Origin of the sequence: Jonquetella anthropi DSM 22815, from assembly GCF_000237805.1 — a bacterium.
GTDB classification, from domain to species: domain Bacteria; phylum Synergistota; class Synergistia; order Synergistales; family Dethiosulfovibrionaceae; genus Jonquetella; species Jonquetella anthropi.
The window spans coordinates 1,229,982-1,247,965 of record NZ_CM001376.1 but is presented as its reverse complement, the minus strand read 5'-3'; the positions used below and the strand labels follow the sequence as shown (position 1 = coordinate 1,247,965).

Below are 17,984 nucleotides of genomic sequence, written 5' to 3'. Positions count from 1 at the left end.
GGCGTCACCTCCTGAACCGGACGAGCCGGTAGTTCTTAAAGAACTCGCCCGCCACGACGAAGAACAGAATCAGCCCCTGAATGACCTGAGTTCCCGCCACGGGCAGGTTCATGGTCACCTGCATGGACTCTCCGCCCACTAGCAGACCGCCCATCAGAAACGCTACCAGCAGAGCGGCCAGCGGGTTCAGGTTGGCCAGCCATGCCACGATGATGGCCGTATAGCCGAAGTCGGCGCTGAACGCGCCTTGAAGCCGGTGCGCCAGCCCGGCCATATGGACCATGCCGGCCAAGCCGCACAGGGCGCCGGCGATGAACATGGACCGAACCATCATGCGAGTGTCGTCAATGCCGGCGAATCGGGCGGCCCGAGGGTTTTCGCCGATGACGCGGATCTCGTATCCCCAGCGGGAGTAGGTCAGAAGCCACCAGAGCACCAAAGCGACGATGACCGCAAGCCACAGTCCCGAATGGGCCCGGCCGAACCCTAACAGCGGGAGCTGAGCGCTGGCCGGGAACGCCGGCGTCATAGGAAAGCCGAGGCTCGACGGATCCCGCCACTGGCCGTACACGAGGAAGTCTTTCAGGTTCACTGCGATGTAGTTGAGCATCAGGGTGCTGATGATCTCGTTCACGTTCCATTTAGCCCGCAGGAAGCCGGCGACCGACGCCCACAGCCCGCCGGCCAAGGCGGCCGCTAGAGCCATGAGGGCTAACTGGAGGGGCGACGAGGCCAGAGGAAGGTAGCGGACCGCCGCGACGGCGGCTAAGGCGCCGGCCATAATCTGCCCCTGAGCGCCGATGTTCCACACCAACATCTTGTAGCACACACACAGCCCGACGGCGGAGATCATCAGGGGAATTGCCTTCGTCAGGCTTTCGCTGAGGCCGTACTCGTCCCCGAACGCGGACAGCCACATTTCGCTCAGCGCGTCGATCGGGCTGACGCCTAAGGCGGTTAAGAAGGCGCCCGACACGACCAGCGCCGCGGCCAGCGATGCAATTGGCACGAGAACAGAACACCAAAGCGGCGTGTCAAACCGTCGTTCAAAGCGCATGATGAGCTTCCTCGCTTTCGCCAGCCATCATCAGGCCGATTCGCTCCACGTCCGCGTCGGTTGGCTCCTCAATCGAGCCGGTAATCTGTCCGCGGTAGATGACCAGCAGGTGATCGCACAGGGCGAGGAGTTCCTCCAAGTCCTCGGACACGAGGAAAATGGCCCGGCCGTTCTCCCGCTCGGCCAGCAGCTGTTCCCGAACGAACCGGCTGGCCGCCACGTCCAAGCCCCACGTGGGATTCATCGCCAGAAGAACCCGGTGGGAGTCGCTCAGCTCCCGGCCCATCATGAGTTTTTGCAGGTTGCCGCCCGACAGGTTGCGCACCGGCGCGTGTTCCGACGGCGTGTCCACTCGGAAGTTTCTGATAATCGACAGAGTATGCTTCCACATCTGGTGCCAGTCCATCCGCAGGCCCATGAAGCCCTTGCCCGCGGTGGGCTGCCGGTATCGCCGAAGGGCCGAGTTCTCAATCGCGTTCATGTTACCAACCATGCCCACGCCCCGCCGGTCCGCCGGGATGTACCGAATCCCCTTGTCGATGAACGACCGGGGGTCCGCGCCGGTGAAGTCAGCGCCGTCGACAAGCACGCGGCCGCCCGAAAGGGGGTACAGCCCGGCCATCGCTTGGCACAGCGCCGTCTGTCCGTTGCCCGACACGCCGGCCAGCCCGAGAATTTCCCCTTCCCGCAAGGTCAGGGAGATGTTTGAAAAAGCCGGGAGTCCCCGGTCATCCGACGCCGAAGCGTTTTGAAGCTCCAGCAGGGCTTCTCCGGGCTCGCGGTTCGTCCGTGTCAGCTCGAGGTCAACCACGCGGCCCATCATCAGCTCGGCGATCCGGGCCTTCGTCGTTCCGGCTGTGTCCTCCACGCCGGCCAGCTGGCCGCGGCGCAGCACGGCTACCCGATTGGAAACGGCCATCACCTCGTCCAGCTTGTGGGAGATGAAGATGACCGACCGGCCCTCGGCGGTCATGTGCGACACGGTGGTGAACAGGGCGTTCGCCTCCTGAGGCGTCAGAACGGCCGTCGGCTCGTCCAAGATCAGCACCTTGGCGTTTTGGTACAGGGCTTTCAAAATGGCGACTCTCTGCTGTTCGCCCACGGAAAGCTGCCAGATTTGGGCCGTCGGGTCGACAGCCAGCTGGTATGTCTCAGAAATGCGCTGCACCTTTCGGATAATTTCCGCCTTGGGCAGCACCGTCGGCAGAGCCGTTCCCAGCACGACGTTTTCCCAAACCGTCTGGGACTCGACCAGCATGAAGTGCTGGTGAACCATTCCAATGCCCGCGGCAATCGCGTCGTGGGGCGAGCGGAAGCGCTGTACAACTCCGTCCAGAAGGATCTTTCCCCCGTCAGGGCAGTAGATGCCGCTCAAAACGTTCATCAGAGTGGACTTGCCGGCGCCGTTTTCGCCCAGCAGGGCAAGCACCTCGCCCTTGGCCAGCCGAAGCGTCACGCTGTCCACGGCCTTTTTGCCGCCGAAGGTCTTGGTGATGTCCAGAAGTTCTACCCGCCAAGGTGAAGTTGTGTCGTTCATGAGAAGCCTCCTTCCGGGCACTTTTCTAAAAATATCATACACCGGAACCGGTTCAGAAATAACCGGCCCAAAAAAAGCGGCGCACCTTCCGGTGCGCCGCACCCAATGCGTTGGGCTACTGCTGGGAGATCGTGCCGTTAACGCCTTTGACGAACCACTGAAGCGCCAGCATGTCGGCGTCGCTCATCCGCTCGCCTTCGGCCAGCTTCAGCTCGCCCTTCTGGTCGTACAGCGGCCCGGTGAACACGTCCCACTCGCCGGAAATGATCTTCGCCTTGGCGGCTTCGACCTTGGCCTTCACGTCGTCAGGAACGTCCTTGGACATCGGCGCCAGCTTCACAGCCCCGTCCTTCAGGCCCCACCAAATAGGCTCGTTGGTCCATTTGCCCTCGCTCACGGCCTTCACGACTGCCGTGTAGACGGCGCCCCAGTTCCACATGGCGGCGGTCAGCTGCTTGGTGGGCGCGAACTGGCTCATGTCGTTGTCGTAGCCGACCACGTAGACGCCCGCTTCCTCGCAGGCCTGAGCGGTCGCGCCGCTGTCGGCGTGCATGCCGATCACCGAGCAGCCCGAGTCGATCAGGGCCTTGGCGGCTTCCTTCTCCTTGCCCGGGTCAAGCCACGAGTAGATCCACACCACGTTCACTTCGACCTTGGGATTGATCGCCTGAGCGCCAAGCGTGAACGCGTTGATGGCCCGGATGACTTCCGGAATCGGGAACGCGGCCACAAATCCGATCTTGTCGTTCTTCGCCATCGCGCCGGCCACCATGCCGGACAGGTAGCGGGTCTGGTACATTCTGCCGAAGTACGTGCCCATGTTGGGCGCCGTCTTGTAGCCGGAGCAGTGCATGAAGATGACCTCCGGGTGTTTCTGAGCCTCTTCAACCACGTAGTCCATATAGCCGAACGAGTTGGCGAAAATCAGGTTGCACTTGCCGCGGCGGATCAGCTGTTCCATCGTCCGCGCCGCGTCCGGGCCCTCGGGCACCGATTCGACGTAAGAGCTCTCCGGCATGTCAGGAAACGCCTGATGCATTTCCTGACGGCCCTTCTCGTGCATGTAGGTGTAGCCGCCGTCGTTGGTGGGGCCAATGTAGATGAATCCGGCCTTGATGTCCTTGACCGGTACTGGGTCAAACGCCAACGCGGCTTGTGACAGAGCCAGAAGCGCCGCAAACGCCAAAAGTAATTTTTTCACGTGAACTCATCCTCCCCGTTTGTTGTAAAATGATAGCTACTGCTCGAACCTGCTGAAAATGTGTTAACATTTATCATAAATATCTTATAAGAATAAGGTAAAAAAATCAAGAGCAAAGGGGAAGGGGAACGCGATGTCTTTGTCCGATCGGTATCACAAGACGTTTCAAATTTCTTGGGAGCAGCTCCAGAGGGACTGCCGCAGCTTGGCCCGCCGCTTAGTCACCCGGCCGTGGAATCGGATCATCGGGATTGCTCGGGGTGGGCTCGTCCCGGCGGCCATCATAGCCCGGGAGCTGGACGTCCGGCTCGTCGACACGGTGTGCATTTCAAGCTACAGCTTGAGAGAGCAGGGAGAGCTGCAGGTCCTGAAGAACATCGACCTGTCGGGCGACCCGGACAGGACGCTCATCGTGGACGACTTGGTTGACACGGGCCGGACTGCCGCGTTCGTTCGAAACATGATGCCTGGCGCCCACTTCGTCTCGGTGTACGCCAAACCGGCCGGCCATCCCTACGTGGACGACTGCGTCGACTCGGTCAGCCAGGACACGTGGATCCTTTTCCCGTGGGATGCCGGCTGGGGATACGTTGACCCCATCGGCGCCTCTGTCGTTCGGTGAAACCGCTCGTTCGGGGCAGCCTGTTCAGCGATCCCGCCGCGCCGCAGGCCAACGGCGAGAAGCTGGAAGTCCTGCTGAAAGACTTCACCGGCCTGACGCTGGAGCGAATTATTTCCGCAGGGCAGACCACGCCTCAAGACAGCCCGTACGTTCAGGACGAAGACGAGTGGGTCTGTCTCCTCGCGGGGAGCGCCAGGCTCAAGATCGACCTCGGCGGCGGCCAGTTCCAAACGATTTCCCTTTCTCCCGGCGACTGGCTCGTGATCCCCTCAAAAGTTCCCCACTGGGTAACCCATACGAGCGTCTCGCCTCAGGCCGTCTGGCTGGCTCTTCACGCCCGCCTCAGCGAATCCGCTCGATAACCGTTCAAAAAGCGAGCCGCTTCCAAACGGAAGCGGCTCGCTTTTTGCCTTGCTGCCTTACGAATTTCCCGTTGCGGTAGCCGTCTGAGGCTTAGCCATCGGGAGATTGGAAAGGAAAATCAGCGCGATCACGACCGCCGTGCCGGCCAAGGACAACAGCGTGGACGGGTGAAGCGCCACCGCCGCGCCGGCAAAAAGCAGGGCACGCCAGACAATGTTGATCGGCCCGCGGGCGTAGCCGGTAAAGCCCAGCGCCACGGCCAACAGCGTCACCACGCCGCTGACGATCGACAGGATGTTCTTGCCCCAGCCCAACTGGAACAGCAGTCCGGGATCGTAACAGAACGCGAACGGGATGACGAACGCCAAAAATCCCAGCCGGCAGGCCGTCCACCCGGTCTTATTGGGCGAAGACCCGGCGATGGACGACGCCGCGTAGGCCGCCAGAGCGACCGGCGGGGTGATGTTGGAGATGATGGCGTAGTAGAACACGAACATGTGGGCGGCAATCGGCATGAAGTGGAGCTTGACTAACGCCGGGACGCCCAGCGCCGCGCCAAGAATGTACGCGCTGGTGGTGGGAAGTCCCATGCCGAGGATCAGCGACACTAACGCGATCAGCAGCAGAGCGAAGAACCGGCTCCCTTGAGCGATGGAGAGAACGGCGCTGACGAACTTGAACCCGATGCCCGACAGGGCGACGCTGCCCACCACGAGGCCGGCAGACGCGCAGGCCACGCAGATAATCGGAATGCCGACCGAGCCGTCATGAATGGCCTGAAGGATCCGAACCGGCCCCATGCGCCGTTCCTTGTTGGGCAGAGAAACGGCCCACGCGGTGACGATGCCCGCGACGGCTCCGTACATGGGCGTGTAGCCGGCCAGAAGCATGTAGACCAGCAGGACGATCGGGGCCATCATGTACAGTCGTTTGGCGACCGACGTCTTGGAGGGCAGTTCGGAGGCTTTGAGCCCTTTCAGACCGTTTTTCACCGCCGTCAGGTGGACCATCAGCAGGACGGCGCCGTAGTAGAGAAGCGCTGGCAGCACGGCAGCGATGATGATTTTGTTGAACTGGACGCCCAGCAGGGCGGCCATGACGAACGCCCCGGCGCCCATGACCGGCGGCATGATCTGGCCTCCGGCGCTGGAAACCGCCTCGACGGCCCCGGCGAAGTGGGGTTCGTAGCCGATTCGCTTCATCAAGGGAATGGTGAACGAGCCGGTGCCGTACACGTTCGCCACGGCCGAGCCGGAAATGGAGCCGAACAGCGCGGAGCTGAGCACGGCGATCTTCGCCGGGCCGCCGGCCTGAGTGCCGGTGAACGCCTGAGCGAACTCCATGAAGTACTCGCCCACGCCGCTCTTTTCGAGGAAGCCGCCGAAGATCAGGAAGATCATGACGAACGTGGCGGAAACGCCCAGAGACGACGAGAAAATTCCCTCGTCGGTCAGGTACATGCCCTCAACCATTCGGCTGTACTCGGTAGGAACGCCCTGCAGGACTGAGGGCAGCCAGTGAGAGTCGCAGACCAGCGTGTAAACCGTGAAGGCCAGAGCGACCAGAACGATCGGAAGGCCGACGATGCGCCGGGTGCCTTCCAAGAGCAGGACGATCAGCACAGTGCCCAAGACGATCTGAACGGTCGTCAGCTCGTCCACGCCCTGCATTCGCATGATGATCTGGCTGTAGGTGAACATGCTGTACAGGCCGGGCGCGGCAGCCGCGGCCGCCAAAACCCAGTCATACCACGGCACGGACGTCTCAGGCTCGCCGGACTTGTTCTTCGCGAACGGGTAGAGCACGAACACCATGGGAAGCACCCATGTCAGGTGAATTGCCCGCTGGAGGTATGCCTCAAACGAGCCGAAGACGGCGGTGTACAGGTGAAAAAGTCCCATTGCCAAGACGTACAAGTACAGCGCCTTCGCGACGGGGCCCTGTAATTTTCTCATCAATCAAACCCCATTTCGTTCGGACGTCCGAAAAGGACGGCCTGAAAAATAGACAGGAAGACAGGATCTTGGCCTGTCTTCCTGTCGAAGAGACGGTTCAGCTGCCGGTTATTTGGAAGCGGAAACTTCCTGCCAGTACTTGACCGCGCCCGGGTGAGTGATGATTGGGGCGGGGGGAACGGCAGTCTTGGGGTTCAGCTCTTTCATATCGACAACGGCCTTGGCCAGAACGTCCTGTCCCTCGTACATGGTCTTGCACAGGTTGTAAACCACGTCGTCATCCAGATCGCTGCGGACGACAATGCAGGTGTAGTCGCCGACGACCTTGACCGGGTCTTTCGTGACGCTCTTGTAGATGCCCGGGTCGACGGTGAACGTCGTCGTGCCGATCGCGGCGCCGATCTTGTCAAGGGTTTCCTGCTCCATGCCGAGAATGACCACGTCGGTCTGGCTCTCGATCTGCATGACGATGGAAGCGACCTTGCCGACCGAGAACGCGAACACGTCCAGGTGGTTGTCCGCCAGAAGGTCCGCGCCGCCGGAGTAGGAAGCGTACTCAACCGAGCCGCCCCACTCGGGGATAGCCTTGCGGTAGTCGATCCCGAAACCGTCGCGGAACACCGCGTTGACGACAAACTCCGAGCCGGAACCGGTCTTGAGGGTACCGAAGCGGATCGGGATCTTCTTTGCGACGATATCGTTCACCGTCTTGATGCCGTTCTTCTCGGCGAAATCTTTGCGGGCGATGAAATAGGTGTACTGGGTGTACAGGTTGGCGAGAATGGACGCGTTCTTGACCGGCTCGTTGAACGGCGCACAGCCGCCCTTTTGGGCCACGGCCACCATGGACGTGTTGGAAAAGCCCAGATCCCCCTTGTTCCGGTCCGCGTTGATGATGTTCGACACGCCGCCGCCCGAAATGCTGGTTGTGGGCTGATCGTTGGCCGTCCACAGGTCGGCCAAAGCGCCGCCCAAGGCAAACCAGTTACCGCCGGGAGGTCCAGCCATAAAACGAAGCTGTGCCGGCTTATCGGCGAAGGCCGTTCCCCCAGCGAGGACGGAAGCTAACGCGCAGAAAGCCAAAAACTTTTTCACAGTAAGTTCCCCCTTGTGAGCATTTGACACTGCTTTTGCAATGCCTGAAAAAAGTATAAAAATTCTCAGTTGGAACGTCAAGCGTTTTTCGGAGCGGCGGGAAAGAAACTTTGCCGACTTGCCGCACTCGCGCGGGATACGCTGAGACAGGAGCGAGCCGCGCTCGGCAAAGAAACGACTTGCTGCACTCGCTGGGATACGCCGAGCGGTTACTTAGACAGCCACACGCTGGTTAACGACGTCATGTAGTCGCCCAAAAACGCCAGATGAATGTCGTGCACGTTCGGGTTCGAGACCAGACTGTTGGTGCTGTAGAACAGGAAAAGCCACACCGCGTCGTCGACGATCTTCTGGTTAATCTTCTTGTACATCTCCATGCGCTTCGCTTGGTCGGTCTCCCGGCGGGCGGCGTCGAGCTCTTTGTCAACCTCAGGGACGGAGTAGCGGGAGTAGTTGCCCTGCGGGCCAATGTTTTTCGAGTGGAACAGGGTGTAAAGGAAGTTGTCCGGGTCAACGTAGTCGCCGGCCCAGCCGCCGCGGAACAGCCCGTAGTCGCCGCGGCGAACCGCGTCGTAGTGGGCTCCGACCTCAGAGGACGAGAGTTTCAGAGTGATTCCTAGCTCGCTCAGCTGAGCCTGGATCGCCTCGCCGATGGCCTTGTGGCGCGGGTTATTGTTGTAGTGAAGGGTGAACTCCAAGTTCTCCAGACCGGCTTCCTTGAGCAGGGCTTTTGCCTTCTCCGGGTCGTACGAGTAGCTCCGCATGTCCGGATCGTATGCCGGCATGCCGGGAGGAAGAACGCCGCGGGCGAGCACGTACCGGCCGTTAAGAACCAGATCGTTGATGGCCTCCCGGTTGACCGCGTAGTTCAGCGCCTTCCGAACCCGAATGTCGTCAAACGGCGGGACCTTCTCGTTCATGCCGTAGTACTGGACGTCCAGCCCGGCAATTTCCTGCAGCGCGTCGCCGTACTGAGCCGTAATTTCTTGGTAGTACTCGTCGGGAATGTCCGGCAGAACGTCCAAATTGCCTTTCTTAAATTCTAGGTACGCCACGCTGTTGTCCGGGATGACGACCAGCTCGACGCCGTCCAAGTAGGGCAGCTGTTTGCCGGCATCGTCTTTGCGCCAGTAGTCCGGGTTGCGGTCAAAGCGGACGAGGTTGTCGTGATCCCACTTGGCCAAGACGAACGGACCGGTGCCCACTGGGTGGAACGTGAAGTCCTTTCCCCATTTTTCAGCGTCTTCTTTCGGGACGATGCCGAAGTTCGGGTAGGTCATCACGGCCAAGAACGGCGCGTACGGCTGGTCTAAGGTGAACTGAACCGTGTAGTCGTCCAGTACCTTGATGCCCGACCACTCCTGCGCTTTGCCGTCGTTCAGCTCTTTATATCCGGTGATGGTGTTGGCGAACATCACTCGGGCGGCGTGCATCTTCACGAGCCGTTCAAAGCTGTACTTCACGTCGCTGGCCTTGACTTCCCGGCCTCCGTTCTCGGTCGGCTCGCCTAAGACGGTCTTCTGGAAGTGAACGCCCTTGCGCAGGGTGAACGTCCAGACGGTGGAGTCCTTTTCGGCCTTCCAGCTCTCCGCGAGGCAGGGAAGAATCTGTTTCCCGTCGGCGGAGCTTTCGGCCAAAGTTTCCAAGTAGAGGTTGGATCCGCGCGTGGCCACGGTGATGTTTGAGTTCACCGGGTCAAGAGACGGCGGGTCGTTGATGAGCCGCCAGCGGAGAACTCCGCCGGTTTCTGGCTGAGCCGCGGCGCTGGCTCCCCAGAGGGCAAGCAGGGCGATCCCTAACGAACGACGAAAGAACGATTTCATTGATTTTTGCCTCCTTTGTGTGTATGTCGTTTCAAACCCCTCACAGGGGGGGAACACAAAACTAATCGTGCAGGAAACAGGCGATCAAGTGCCCGCCGCCGGCGTCCTTCATGGCCGGCGTTTCCTCATGACAGCGTTTTAAGGCGTACCGGCACCGGGTGTGGAAGCGGCAGCCTGCAGGCGGATTGGCCGGCGACGGCAGGTCGCCCGACAGGAGAATCCGCTGTCCCCGCTGCGTCGGGTCCGGCATCGGAATAGCCGAAAGAAGGGCCTGCGTGTACGGGTGAAGCGGGTTGGAAAACACATCTTCAGCATCGGCCACTTCGACCAAACCGCCCAAATACATGATGGCGATTCGGTCCGACAAGAACCTGACGACCGACAAATCGTGAGTGATGAACAGGTACGTGAGCCCGAATTCCTCCTGCAGGTCCAAAAACTGGTTGAGAACTTGGCTCTGAATGGACACGTCCAGAGCGCTGACCGGCTCGTCGCAGACGATGAACTCAGGCTTCATGGCCAGAGCTCGGGCGATGCCGATCCGCTGTCTCTGGCCTCCGGAGAACTCGTGAGGGTAACGGAACCTGTGCTCGGGCAGCAGACCGGCTTTGACGATGACTTGGGTCACATAGCTGTCCAGTTCGGCTTTGCCCGTGACCAGTCGGTGATACTTGACGGCCTCGCCGACAATTTCAGAGACGGTCATCCGAGGGTTCAGGCTCCCATACGGATCCTGAAAGATGATCTGAATCGCCCGCCGGACTTTTGCCGGGTCTTCCGCCAGCTGCTTGGACAGGCTTGCGCCCTTGAAAAGCACGTCGCCGCCAGTCGGCTCCAGCAGGTGCATGAGGGTCCGGCCGAAGGTCGACTTGCCGCACCCCGACTCACCGACCAGCCCGAGAGTTTCGCCCTGCCGGATTGACAGAGATACGCCGTCTAGGGCCTTCACGTAGCCGACGGTCTTCTTGAACACGCCCCGGCGAATAGGGAAGTACTTTTTCAGGTTCCGGGCTTCGATGAGAGGCGTCCCGCCGTTCATTGGCCTTCCTCCTTTGCCGGCCGGCTGCCGTCTTTCATGAGCCAGCAGCGAACCTGACGTTTCCCCAGCTGATACAGCGGAGGCTCGTGAGTCCGGCACTCGTCAAAGCAACGGCTGCAGCGGGTGTGGAACTTGCACCCCGGCGGCGCGTTCAGCGGCGTCGGCACTGTTCCGGGGATGACCGACAGCCGGTGCGCCTTGGAGTTAAGCGACGGAATAGACGTCATCAGCCCTTGGGTGTACGGGTGCAGCGGGTTTTGGAACAGGTCGGTCACCGGCGCCTGTTCCACGACCCGGCCGGCGTACATCACCACGACCGACTGGGCCATCTGGGCGATGACGCCCAGATCGTGGGTGATGAACAGAATCGCCGAGTTCATTTCCTGCTGAAGTTTTGTCATCAGGTCGAGGATCTGAGCCTGTACCGTCACGTCCAGCGCCGTCGTCGGCTCGTCGGCAATCAGCAGCGACGGACTGCAGGCCAGAGCCATAGCGATCATCGCCCGCTGCCTCATGCCGCCGGAGAGCTGGTGCGGGTACTCTTTCAGCCGCTGGAGCGGCATCGGAATGCTCACCATCTCCAACAGTTCGGCCGCTCGATTGCGGGCGTCAGTGCGGCTCATCTTTTGGTGAAGCCTGAGCGGCTCGCTGATCTGGTCGCCGATCGTGAGAACCGGGTTCAAACTCGTCATCGGCTCTTGAAAGATCATCGAAATTCGGTTGCCTCGAATGGACTGCATTTCTTTTTCCGACAGCTTCAGCAGATCTTGTCCGTCGAACGTCACCGAGCCGCCGGCGATTCGGCCGGCCGGCCGGGGCAAAAGGCGCATGATCGACAGCGAAGTGATGGACTTGCCGCACCCCGACTCGCCGACCAGGCCGACCGTCTGTCCGCGCTGGGCCGTGAAGCTGACCCCGTCGACGGCTTTCATCAGTCCGGCGTCGGTGTCGAAATAGGTTTTTAGGTCTTTGACCTCAAGTAACGGCATGGGCGGCCCTCCTAGCGTTTCAGCCGGACGTCCAGCGCGTCTCTCAAACCGTCGCCGACGAAGTTAAAGGCCAAAACGGTGAACATGATGGCGATGCCTGGAAACACGGCCCACCACCATTGGCCGGTCGCCAAATACCGCTGGCCTTCCGAGATCATCAGCCCCCAACTGGGCGTCGGCGGTTGGGCTCCGAAGCCTAAAAACGCCAGCCCGGCTTCGACGGTGATCACGCCGCCCATGCCGAGCGTGGCTTGGACGATGATCGGCGCCAAAGCGTTGGGCAGAATATGTCGGAAGATGATCCGCCGCGTTGGTAGCCCCAGAGCGCGGACCGCCTCGACGTATTCCCGCTCCCGAAGCGCAATGAACTGGGCTCGGGTCACCCGCGCGATGGACACCCACGAGACCAGGCCGATGGACGTGAAAATGACGATCATGCCCGGATTCTTAAAAACCGCAACGATGGCAAGGACGAAAAGGAAAAACGGGAAAGCGAACACCACGTTGATCAGCCAAGAGATCAGGTCGTCCACCATTCCGCCGTAAAACCCGGCGAGAGCCCCGAGCGGCACGCCGACCAGCAGCGACACGACGGTGGCGAACACGCCGATCTGCAGGGAAATTCTCGAACCGTACAGCACTCGGCTCAAAATGTCCCGGCCGTACAGGTCAGTTCCGAGCCAGTGAACCGCCGACGGTCCGGCGAGTTTCGCTTTGGCCCCTTCGGCCCAGATGAGCTGCTTGTTCGGGTCAAACGGCGACAGGACGCCGGCGAAGACGGACGCAAAAACAAGGACGGCGACCATGCAGAGCCCCAGCATCGCCAGCTTGTTTCGCCTAAACCTCAGCCACGCCTGCGACCAGAGAGTTTTGCTCGACTCCGCGGGAGCTTTGGGGCTAGTCATAGCGGACCCTCGGATCGAACAGGCCGTAGGAGATATCGACGATCAGGTTGGCGGCCAAGAAGACCAGCGCCATAAAAATGACCGTCCCCCGAATCATCGGGAAATCCCGGGCGACCAGCGCGTCTACCGACAGCCGGCCGATGCCCGGCCACGCGAAGATCGTCTCGGTCAGCACGGCCCCGGAAAGCAGAGAAGCGATCTGAGTCCCGATCACCGTGATGACCGGAATCATGGCGTTTTTCAGCGTGTGCTTGATCACGACGACTTTCTCGCCCAGCCCCTTGGCTCGGGCCGTTCGCACGTAGTCCTGACTCAGCACTTCCAACATACAGGACCGAGTCAGCCGGGCCGTGAGGGCTGCCGGCCTGATGCCCAGCGCTGTCATCGGCAGCACAAGGTACTTAAACGAGCCGTCGCCGAACCCGGCTCCGGGCACCCATCCCAGCCCGTAGGCGAAGACCATCAAAAGCAGCAGTCCCACCCAGAATACCGGGGCGCTGACGCCCACAATTGAGACCACCATAGCCGAGTAGTCAAAGACCGAGTACTGCTTCACCGCCGATAAAATCCCGGCGGCGATCCCGATGACCGTGCCGATTGCCAGCGCGCCAAACGCCAGCTTGGCCGTCGCGCCGAACCGGGTCACGAGAGCCGTCAGGACTTTCTCGTTGGTCCGATACGACGTGCCGAAATCGCCTTTCACGATTTGGGACAGAAACCGAACGTACTGATCCTTCAGAGGCAGGTTGAGCCCCAGGTCGGCCCGAATCTGCTCCAAAGTCTGCGGATCCCCTCGTTGTCCCATCATGATCATCGCCGGGTCTCCCGGAACGATGTTGATGAGGATGAACACGGCCGTCACCACGCCCCAGACGACAGGAATCGTGTAGAGGATCTTCCTCACGACGTAATTAAACATGCGTATCACCCGCTAAAATAATTTACTATGTTAAAATATTATAGCATAACCGAAATGCCGTTTTCTGGCACAAAAGAGCAGGCGTCCGCCGAGTCGGCGAACGCCTGCTTATTTTTTCAAGTTTACTCCCCGCAGATGCTTTCTTCCCAGAGGGAGGCAAACGGCCCGTCAGCTTGGCGGGCCAACAGGCACGACAGTCGGGCGCAGGCGGCCTGAAAGGTCATCCGACGCCCCGACAGCATGCCAGCCTCGGCGGCTATCTGGCCGTTTCGGTATCGCGTCAGGTCGACGCCGTCCTCCGCGTCGGTCACGTTGACGACCGGCTTGCCGGCGCGGGCCGCTTGAAGCAGAAACGGCATGATCGAGCAGGGCCCGTCGATCGGCCCGGAGCCGCAGCCGTAGCTTTCGATGACAAACCCGCTGGCCAGCGGCAGCCAAGCGAGCAGCGCTTCAGAGGTCAGGCCGGGGTGTATTTTTATCCCAAAGACAGACGGCAGGGCGTGGGGCAGTGGAACGTCGAGCCGAGGCGAGTGGGACGCGAGTTCTTCCGTGTTGAGCCGGGCAGAGCCGCCTTCAATTCGGCCGAGCGCTGGGCAGGCGGGCGTGAGAAAACCGTCGGGCCGCGTCCAGTGGCGCTTGACCAGTCCGGCGCCCCAGAGGAGCGAGCCGCCGAACGCCAGAAAGACGCCGCGTATTTTTCGCCGGGCCAACTCTCTCGCGAACAGTTCCGCGTCTTTTAGGTTCGTTGGGCCGTCGGCTCCCGGTTCGCTAGGCGCTTTCATGGCGCCGGTGAGCACGACCGGACGGGCACCTCCCGCGCCGAGAAAGGCGAGCGTCGCTGCGGCCGACGTCATGGTGTCGGTTCCGTGGGTGACCACGAAACCGTCGGCGTCCGGACAGCCTTCCATTTCCCGAGCCAAGCTGAGCCAGTCGGCGGGCGAGAGTTCCGGGCTTGGAAGGCAAAACGCCTCGCGCACCTCGTCGAAACCGCAGCCGGCGGTCAGTCCGCTTCCCGGTAGCGCGGCGGCCAGCCCGTGATCTCCCCGCGTTGAGGCGATCGTCCCGCCGGTGGCAAACGCCACGAGTTTCATGAAGCTAAGCTCCGACCATGCTGGCCACTAAGGCCATGCGAAGCGGCACGCTGAAGCGCATCTGTTTGAAATAGAGCTCGAACTCCGAGCTGTCGATTGACTGGTCGAACTCGCACTCGTTGCGCGGCAGGGCGTGCATGAGGCCGACCGTTTTGCCGGTTATCGACTTGATCTTCTCCAAGTCGCTCCGCCGGATATAGAACCGGGAGATTTTTTCCATAAAGTCGTTGCGGGCGTCCGGGTTGTCCTTGGGGACGCAGCAGCCCGGCAGGTAGCACAGGTCGTGTTCGGCCAGCAGGCTCAAGAACTCGTCGTTGGTCAGGTCGTATTCGACGGTGAGGTCGGCGCCTGCCGCGCGGAGCTTATCCATCACAAGATCCGGGATCGGGTGCTCGGAAAGGGCCGCGTAGGTGATGTGCGCTCCCATGGCGGCAAGGCCCATGGCAAACGAGTGGGCCGCCCGGCCGCGGGACATGTCAGGAGAGGCCAGACAGACCTTCAGTCCGTCCATTCGGTTGCCGAACGCCCGCCACGCGGTGTACATGTCGAGCAGCCCTTGGGTGGGGTGAGTCTCGTTGCCCCAGCCGCAGCTGATGACCGGCACGTTCGCCGACGGCAGCGCCGCGCGGACGGTCGCGTAGTCGGGGTGGCGCAGACCGATGATGTTGGCGTAGCACGACGCGGTGGCTAAGTGGTCGGCCAGGGACTCACCCTTGGCGGCCGACGAAGCGACAGCGGGGTTGGACTCCGAGATGACCGTTCCGCCCAGCCGGAGCATGGCGAGCTCGGTGCTGAACCGGGTCCTAGTGGACGGCTGGAAGAACAGGGCGCAGAGGACTTTGCCTTCCATCAGCCGGACGCCGCCGCGGGAGAACGGCTCAAGCATGGCCGCAGCGGTAAACAGGTGCTCGAACTGGTCTTTCGTCAAGTCAGTGAGGAACTCAAGGTTGCGGCCCTTCAGTTCGGTAGCCGCCAGCTCATCATAAATGGACAGAGGAGCGAACGAAGAAGAAACAGACACGTCGATCAAGTCCTTTCCGGTGATTTTTGGCGAAAATCGTTTTGACCGACGCATTGTAACATGAAATGCAACCGATTGCACTACAAAAAATAAAAGTCCCTGAAATCGTTTGAAGGGCGGGCGAAAGGGCGGCGCAAAAAAACGTCCCGGCCTTCAGGCCGGGACGTTCAATTCGTTCGGAGAAAAGATGCTGAGCTGTCGAGGAAGAGCTTCTGAAAGGGCGAGCCAGAACCCGCCGCCGCGTGATATGATGACTGTGACGGCGGCGACGTGATGCCGCCTGCTGAAAGGGGCCGCAAACATGAAAGACCGTTCGGACAAGTACGCCGGAGAGAACTTCCTGACATGGGAGGCCGGCGTGCCTCTGATGACTAACCTGTTTATCCTGTACGACCTGCTGGTCTTTTCCGGGCTGGCGTGGTTCGTTCCTTCTACGCTCGTCTCGGTCATCGTCAGCTGGCTGGAGCCGCCGGCAGACCCGGCGGTCGTCTTTTCGGTTTTCAAGCTGATGGCGGCGATTGTGTTGATCTTCTTGGGGTTCTTTTTTGTCGCCGGGGTCTTTTTCCTGCGGAACCGCTTTTTCGCCCGATACGTGCTGAACGGTTCCGGGTCGGACTGCGAGACCGCCAAGGGCGCGTCGCCGAAGATCAGCTTCACATCGTGGGCGCACTTCTTTTCCCTCGCGCCGTGGCCGGTGCCTGAAGGTTCGGTGTCAGGCTGGGGAAAGGGAAAGTGGATCGAGTGGCACCGGGTGCGCGCCGTGGTCCCTCACCGGTGGTGCCGGACGGTCACGCTCTCTTCCGGCTGGGTGGCAATTCAGCGGCTGTACTGTCCTGATCAGAAGACGTACGAGCAGGTTCTGGCAATTTGCCTTGAAGAGGTCGAGCGGGCTGGTCGGGAGAAGGCAGGGCTGAAAGGGAAATAAGACGTTCGGCAGGCCTCAGCACTGGAGCTTCATCGGGACGAAGTCCTTCATGACGGAGAAGCCCAACTTGCGGTAGAAGTTCTCTGAGCCGGGGACGCCGATGAGCCCGATCCAGTCGATGCCAGCCGATTTCAGCTCGGTGATCAGCAGCTGGACGAGGTGAAGGCCCCATCCCTGTTCCCGCAGGTCGCTGCGGATGACCACGTCCTGAATGTACGCGTCGCTGACGCCGTCGGACAGGGCACGACCCATGCCGACCAGCTGCCCGTCTCGGAACAGGCCGGCGAAACGGAACGAGCCGGATATCATCGCCTTTGCCGCGTCCCGGCTCCAGCCTTCTTCCCACCAGCCGGCGTCCTTGTAAAGTTCAATCACGTCTTCAACTGGTGCGTCCGACACGATCTTGAGTTCAAAGTCCGGCACGGTTATCGTTCCTCCTGACTGTCTTCCGGCTGGCCTGCTGGGTCGGCCGGTTCTTTTTTCTCTTCGGCCGTCACCTCGGCGTCGGCCGTCTGATTCGTCTCAGCGGTTTGACTTTCTTCTCCCGGGCGCTTGGCGTCGGCGGACGAAGCGAACAGCGACGGGTGAAAGATTCGGTTCAACAACGGTTTGAGCCCGGACTCGCTTTTGTCCATCTCCGCCTGAGTTTCCCGCAGGGCTTCTTCCCACGCGGTGGCAAAGCCAGGCATTTTAAGAAACAGCTGGTGAAGCGTCTGATCGTAGGCTAAAAGGGTCTTCTTTTCCGCGGCCGACGTCTTCTGCGAGAGCATGGCCAGCGATTTTTCGAGGTTGGCACACTTGGTCTTCAGCTCGTCGTTTTCCTTGAGAAGCTCGCTGTGCGCCTTGTTCGTCATCGTCAGGTGGGTCTGCAGGTACTGTTTGAGCCGATGCAGCCGCAGCCAGCCGTTGATCGTCACAAAGACGACGCCGCACAGCCCGATGGTCAGGCCGAGAACGAGCGGGTGGTCTCCAAAAAATGAAAAAGCACTCATCAATATCCCTCCTTGGGAGATCTGGTCGAAGGGGATCGCGGCTTCATTATACCCTGCCCGGCTTCCGGCACGGCCCGTAAAAATGCGATACAGAACAGACGAATACGGGTTTACACTGTTAAAATCATCATTCGAGGCGCCGGGGAGGTATGAACGTGGAACAGAACAGCAGCGTGATTCAAATTGTGATTGTGGTCCTGATCGGACTTCTGGCCGTCTGGTATGTGGCCCGCAAGGTCAGAAAAACGGTTAAAGGCGGCGGTTGCGGCTGCGGGTGTGGCTGCGGCTGCGGCTGCGAAAAGCACAAGCATGAAGGCTCGGCCAGCGGGGAAACGAACGAAGAGAAGTAACTTAAAAGAAGAGAGGGACCGTGCGGCTCCAAAGGCTGCATGGTCCCTCTTGTCTTGCGGCATGAACCCTGACCGGGTACAATAAAAGACAAATGCGGAA

At 60.8% G+C, this 17,984-nt stretch carries 18 protein-coding genes; 4 read left to right on the top strand and 14 right to left on the bottom strand.

Annotated features, from left to right (window positions below; genetic code table 11):
• Nucleotides 1-4: 4 nt before the first annotated feature.
• The 3 genes from JONANDRAFT_RS05820 to JONANDRAFT_RS05810 form a co-directional block, all read right to left on the bottom strand.
• Nucleotides 5-1,057, bottom strand: coding sequence for an ABC transporter permease (locus JONANDRAFT_RS05820; RefSeq protein ID WP_008521625.1), 1,053 nt, complete (start codon nt 1,055-1,057; stop codon nt 5-7).
• A complete protein-coding gene (locus tag JONANDRAFT_RS05815; RefSeq protein ID WP_008523149.1) occupies nt 1,047-2,594 on the bottom strand; it encodes an ABC transporter ATP-binding protein in 1,548 nt (515 codons plus the stop codon). The genes JONANDRAFT_RS05820 and JONANDRAFT_RS05815 overlap by 11 nt, the downstream gene beginning before the upstream one ends.
• A 115-nt stretch (nt 2,595-2,709) precedes the next feature.
• Complete coding sequence (locus tag JONANDRAFT_RS05810) at nt 2,710-3,795, bottom strand: BMP family ABC transporter substrate-binding protein (protein ID WP_008523147.1); 1,086 nt, start codon at nt 3,793-3,795, stop codon at nt 2,710-2,712.
• A gap of 133 nt (nt 3,796-3,928) precedes the next feature.
• On the opposite strand from JONANDRAFT_RS05810, the gene gpt reads away from it, so the two are divergent.
• Nucleotides 3,929-4,417, top strand: a complete 489-nt coding sequence (gene gpt / locus JONANDRAFT_RS05805; RefSeq protein ID WP_008523145.1) for a xanthine phosphoribosyltransferase — start codon at nt 3,929-3,931, stop codon at nt 4,415-4,417.
• Nucleotides 4,414-4,779 (top strand): cupin domain-containing protein, encoded by a 366-nt coding sequence (locus tag JONANDRAFT_RS05800; RefSeq protein WP_008523143.1) that lies wholly within the window; start codon nt 4,414-4,416, stop codon nt 4,777-4,779. Before gpt ends, JONANDRAFT_RS05800 begins: the two co-directional genes overlap by 4 nt.
• A gap of 57 nt (nt 4,780-4,836) precedes the next feature.
• Here the strand turns inward: JONANDRAFT_RS05800 and JONANDRAFT_RS05795 are convergent, their stop codons facing one another.
• The 9 genes from JONANDRAFT_RS05795 to JONANDRAFT_RS05755 form a co-directional block, all read right to left on the bottom strand.
• Nucleotides 4,837-6,735 carry a TRAP transporter permease gene (locus JONANDRAFT_RS05795; RefSeq protein WP_008523141.1) on the bottom strand — a complete coding sequence of 633 codons (1,899 nt, stop codon included), beginning with the start codon at nt 6,733-6,735 and terminating at the stop codon, nt 4,837-4,839.
• Nucleotides 6,736-6,843: 108 nt separating this feature from the next.
• Nucleotides 6,844-7,830 carry a TAXI family TRAP transporter solute-binding subunit gene (locus JONANDRAFT_RS05790; protein WP_008523140.1) on the bottom strand — a complete coding sequence of 329 codons (987 nt, stop codon included), beginning with the start codon at nt 7,828-7,830 and terminating at the stop codon, nt 6,844-6,846.
• A 209-nt stretch (nt 7,831-8,039) separates the two neighbouring features.
• Nucleotides 8,040-9,653 (bottom strand): ABC transporter substrate-binding protein, encoded by a 1,614-nt coding sequence (locus JONANDRAFT_RS05785; RefSeq protein WP_008521618.1) that lies wholly within the window; start codon nt 9,651-9,653, stop codon nt 8,040-8,042.
• 61 nt (nt 9,654-9,714) lie between these two features.
• Complete coding sequence (locus JONANDRAFT_RS05780) at nt 9,715-10,692, bottom strand: ABC transporter ATP-binding protein (protein WP_008521617.1); 978 nt, start codon at nt 10,690-10,692, stop codon at nt 9,715-9,717.
• Nucleotides 10,689-11,681 (bottom strand): ABC transporter ATP-binding protein, encoded by a 993-nt coding sequence (locus JONANDRAFT_RS05775; RefSeq protein ID WP_008521616.1) that lies wholly within the window; start codon nt 11,679-11,681, stop codon nt 10,689-10,691. The genes JONANDRAFT_RS05780 and JONANDRAFT_RS05775 overlap by 4 nt, the downstream gene beginning before the upstream one ends.
• A gap of 11 nt (nt 11,682-11,692) precedes the next feature.
• Nucleotides 11,693-12,586 carry an ABC transporter permease gene (locus JONANDRAFT_RS05770; protein ID WP_008521615.1) on the bottom strand — a complete coding sequence of 298 codons (894 nt, stop codon included), beginning with the start codon at nt 12,584-12,586 and terminating at the stop codon, nt 11,693-11,695.
• Nucleotides 12,579-13,505, bottom strand: coding sequence for an ABC transporter permease (locus JONANDRAFT_RS05765; protein ID WP_008523138.1), 927 nt, complete (start codon nt 13,503-13,505; stop codon nt 12,579-12,581). Before JONANDRAFT_RS05765 ends, JONANDRAFT_RS05770 begins: the two co-directional genes overlap by 8 nt.
• Nucleotides 13,506-13,627: 122 nt before the next feature.
• Entirely contained in the window at nt 13,628-14,596 is a 969-nt protein-coding gene (locus tag JONANDRAFT_RS05760; protein ID WP_008523137.1) for an asparaginase, read from the bottom strand.
• 4 nt (nt 14,597-14,600) lie between these two features.
• On the bottom strand, nt 14,601-15,617 hold the full coding sequence (locus JONANDRAFT_RS05755) for an aspartate/ornithine carbamoyltransferase family protein (RefSeq protein ID WP_008523136.1): 1,017 nt from the start codon (nt 15,615-15,617) through the stop codon (nt 14,601-14,603).
• A 301-nt stretch (nt 15,618-15,918) separates the two neighbouring features.
• Here JONANDRAFT_RS05755 and JONANDRAFT_RS05750 point away from each other — a divergent pair, with 301 nt between their 5' ends.
• On the top strand, nt 15,919-16,542 hold the full coding sequence (locus JONANDRAFT_RS05750; protein ID WP_008521610.1) for a hypothetical protein: 624 nt from the start codon (nt 15,919-15,921) through the stop codon (nt 16,540-16,542).
• A 15-nt stretch (nt 16,543-16,557) separates the two neighbouring features.
• Here the strand turns inward: JONANDRAFT_RS05750 and JONANDRAFT_RS05745 are convergent, their stop codons facing one another.
• A complete protein-coding gene (locus JONANDRAFT_RS05745; RefSeq protein ID WP_008523135.1) occupies nt 16,558-16,965 on the bottom strand; it encodes a GNAT family N-acetyltransferase in 408 nt (135 codons plus the stop codon).
• Between the two features lie 2 nt (nt 16,966-16,967).
• Nucleotides 16,968-17,534, bottom strand: coding sequence for a hypothetical protein (locus JONANDRAFT_RS05740; RefSeq protein ID WP_008523134.1), 567 nt, complete (start codon nt 17,532-17,534; stop codon nt 16,968-16,970).
• Between the two features lie 155 nt (nt 17,535-17,689).
• On the opposite strand from JONANDRAFT_RS05740, the gene JONANDRAFT_RS05735 reads away from it, so the two are divergent.
• Nucleotides 17,690-17,884, top strand: a complete 195-nt coding sequence (locus JONANDRAFT_RS05735) for a FeoB-associated Cys-rich membrane protein (protein WP_008523133.1) — start codon at nt 17,690-17,692, stop codon at nt 17,882-17,884.
• Nucleotides 17,885-17,984: the final 100 nt, after the last annotated feature.

What these genes read in the sequence shown, in the direction of transcription:
- JONANDRAFT_RS05820 (WP_008521625.1), bottom strand. Translation starts at nt 1,057, where the DNA reads ATGCGCTTTGAACGACGGTTTGACACGCCGCTTTGGTGTTCTGTTCTC.
- JONANDRAFT_RS05815 (WP_008523149.1), bottom strand. Translation starts at nt 2,594, where the DNA reads ATGAACGACACAACTTCACCTTGGCGGGTAGAACTTCTGGACATCACC.
- gpt (WP_008523145.1), top strand. Translation starts at nt 3,929, where the DNA reads ATGTCTTTGTCCGATCGGTATCACAAGACGTTTCAAATTTCTTGGGAG.
- JONANDRAFT_RS05795 (WP_008523141.1), bottom strand. Translation starts at nt 6,735, where the DNA reads ATGAGAAAATTACAGGGCCCCGTCGCGAAGGCGCTGTACTTGTACGTC.
- JONANDRAFT_RS05785 (WP_008521618.1), bottom strand. Translation starts at nt 9,653, where the DNA reads ATGAAATCGTTCTTTCGTCGTTCGTTAGGGATCGCCCTGCTTGCCCTC.
- JONANDRAFT_RS05780 (WP_008521617.1), bottom strand. Translation starts at nt 10,692, where the DNA reads ATGAACGGCGGGACGCCTCTCATCGAAGCCCGGAACCTGAAAAAGTAC.
- JONANDRAFT_RS05775 (WP_008521616.1), bottom strand. Translation starts at nt 11,681, where the DNA reads ATGCCGTTACTTGAGGTCAAAGACCTAAAAACCTATTTCGACACCGAC.
- JONANDRAFT_RS05770 (WP_008521615.1), bottom strand. Translation starts at nt 12,586, where the DNA reads ATGACTAGCCCCAAAGCTCCCGCGGAGTCGAGCAAAACTCTCTGGTCG.
- JONANDRAFT_RS05765 (WP_008523138.1), bottom strand. Translation starts at nt 13,505, where the DNA reads ATGTTTAATTACGTCGTGAGGAAGATCCTCTACACGATTCCTGTCGTC.
- JONANDRAFT_RS05760 (WP_008523137.1), bottom strand. Translation starts at nt 14,596, where the DNA reads ATGAAACTCGTGGCGTTTGCCACCGGCGGGACGATCGCCTCAACGCGG.
- JONANDRAFT_RS05750 (WP_008521610.1), top strand. Translation starts at nt 15,919, where the DNA reads ATGAAAGACCGTTCGGACAAGTACGCCGGAGAGAACTTCCTGACATGG.
- JONANDRAFT_RS05740 (WP_008523134.1), bottom strand. Translation starts at nt 17,534, where the DNA reads ATGAGTGCTTTTTCATTTTTTGGAGACCACCCGCTCGTTCTCGGCCTG.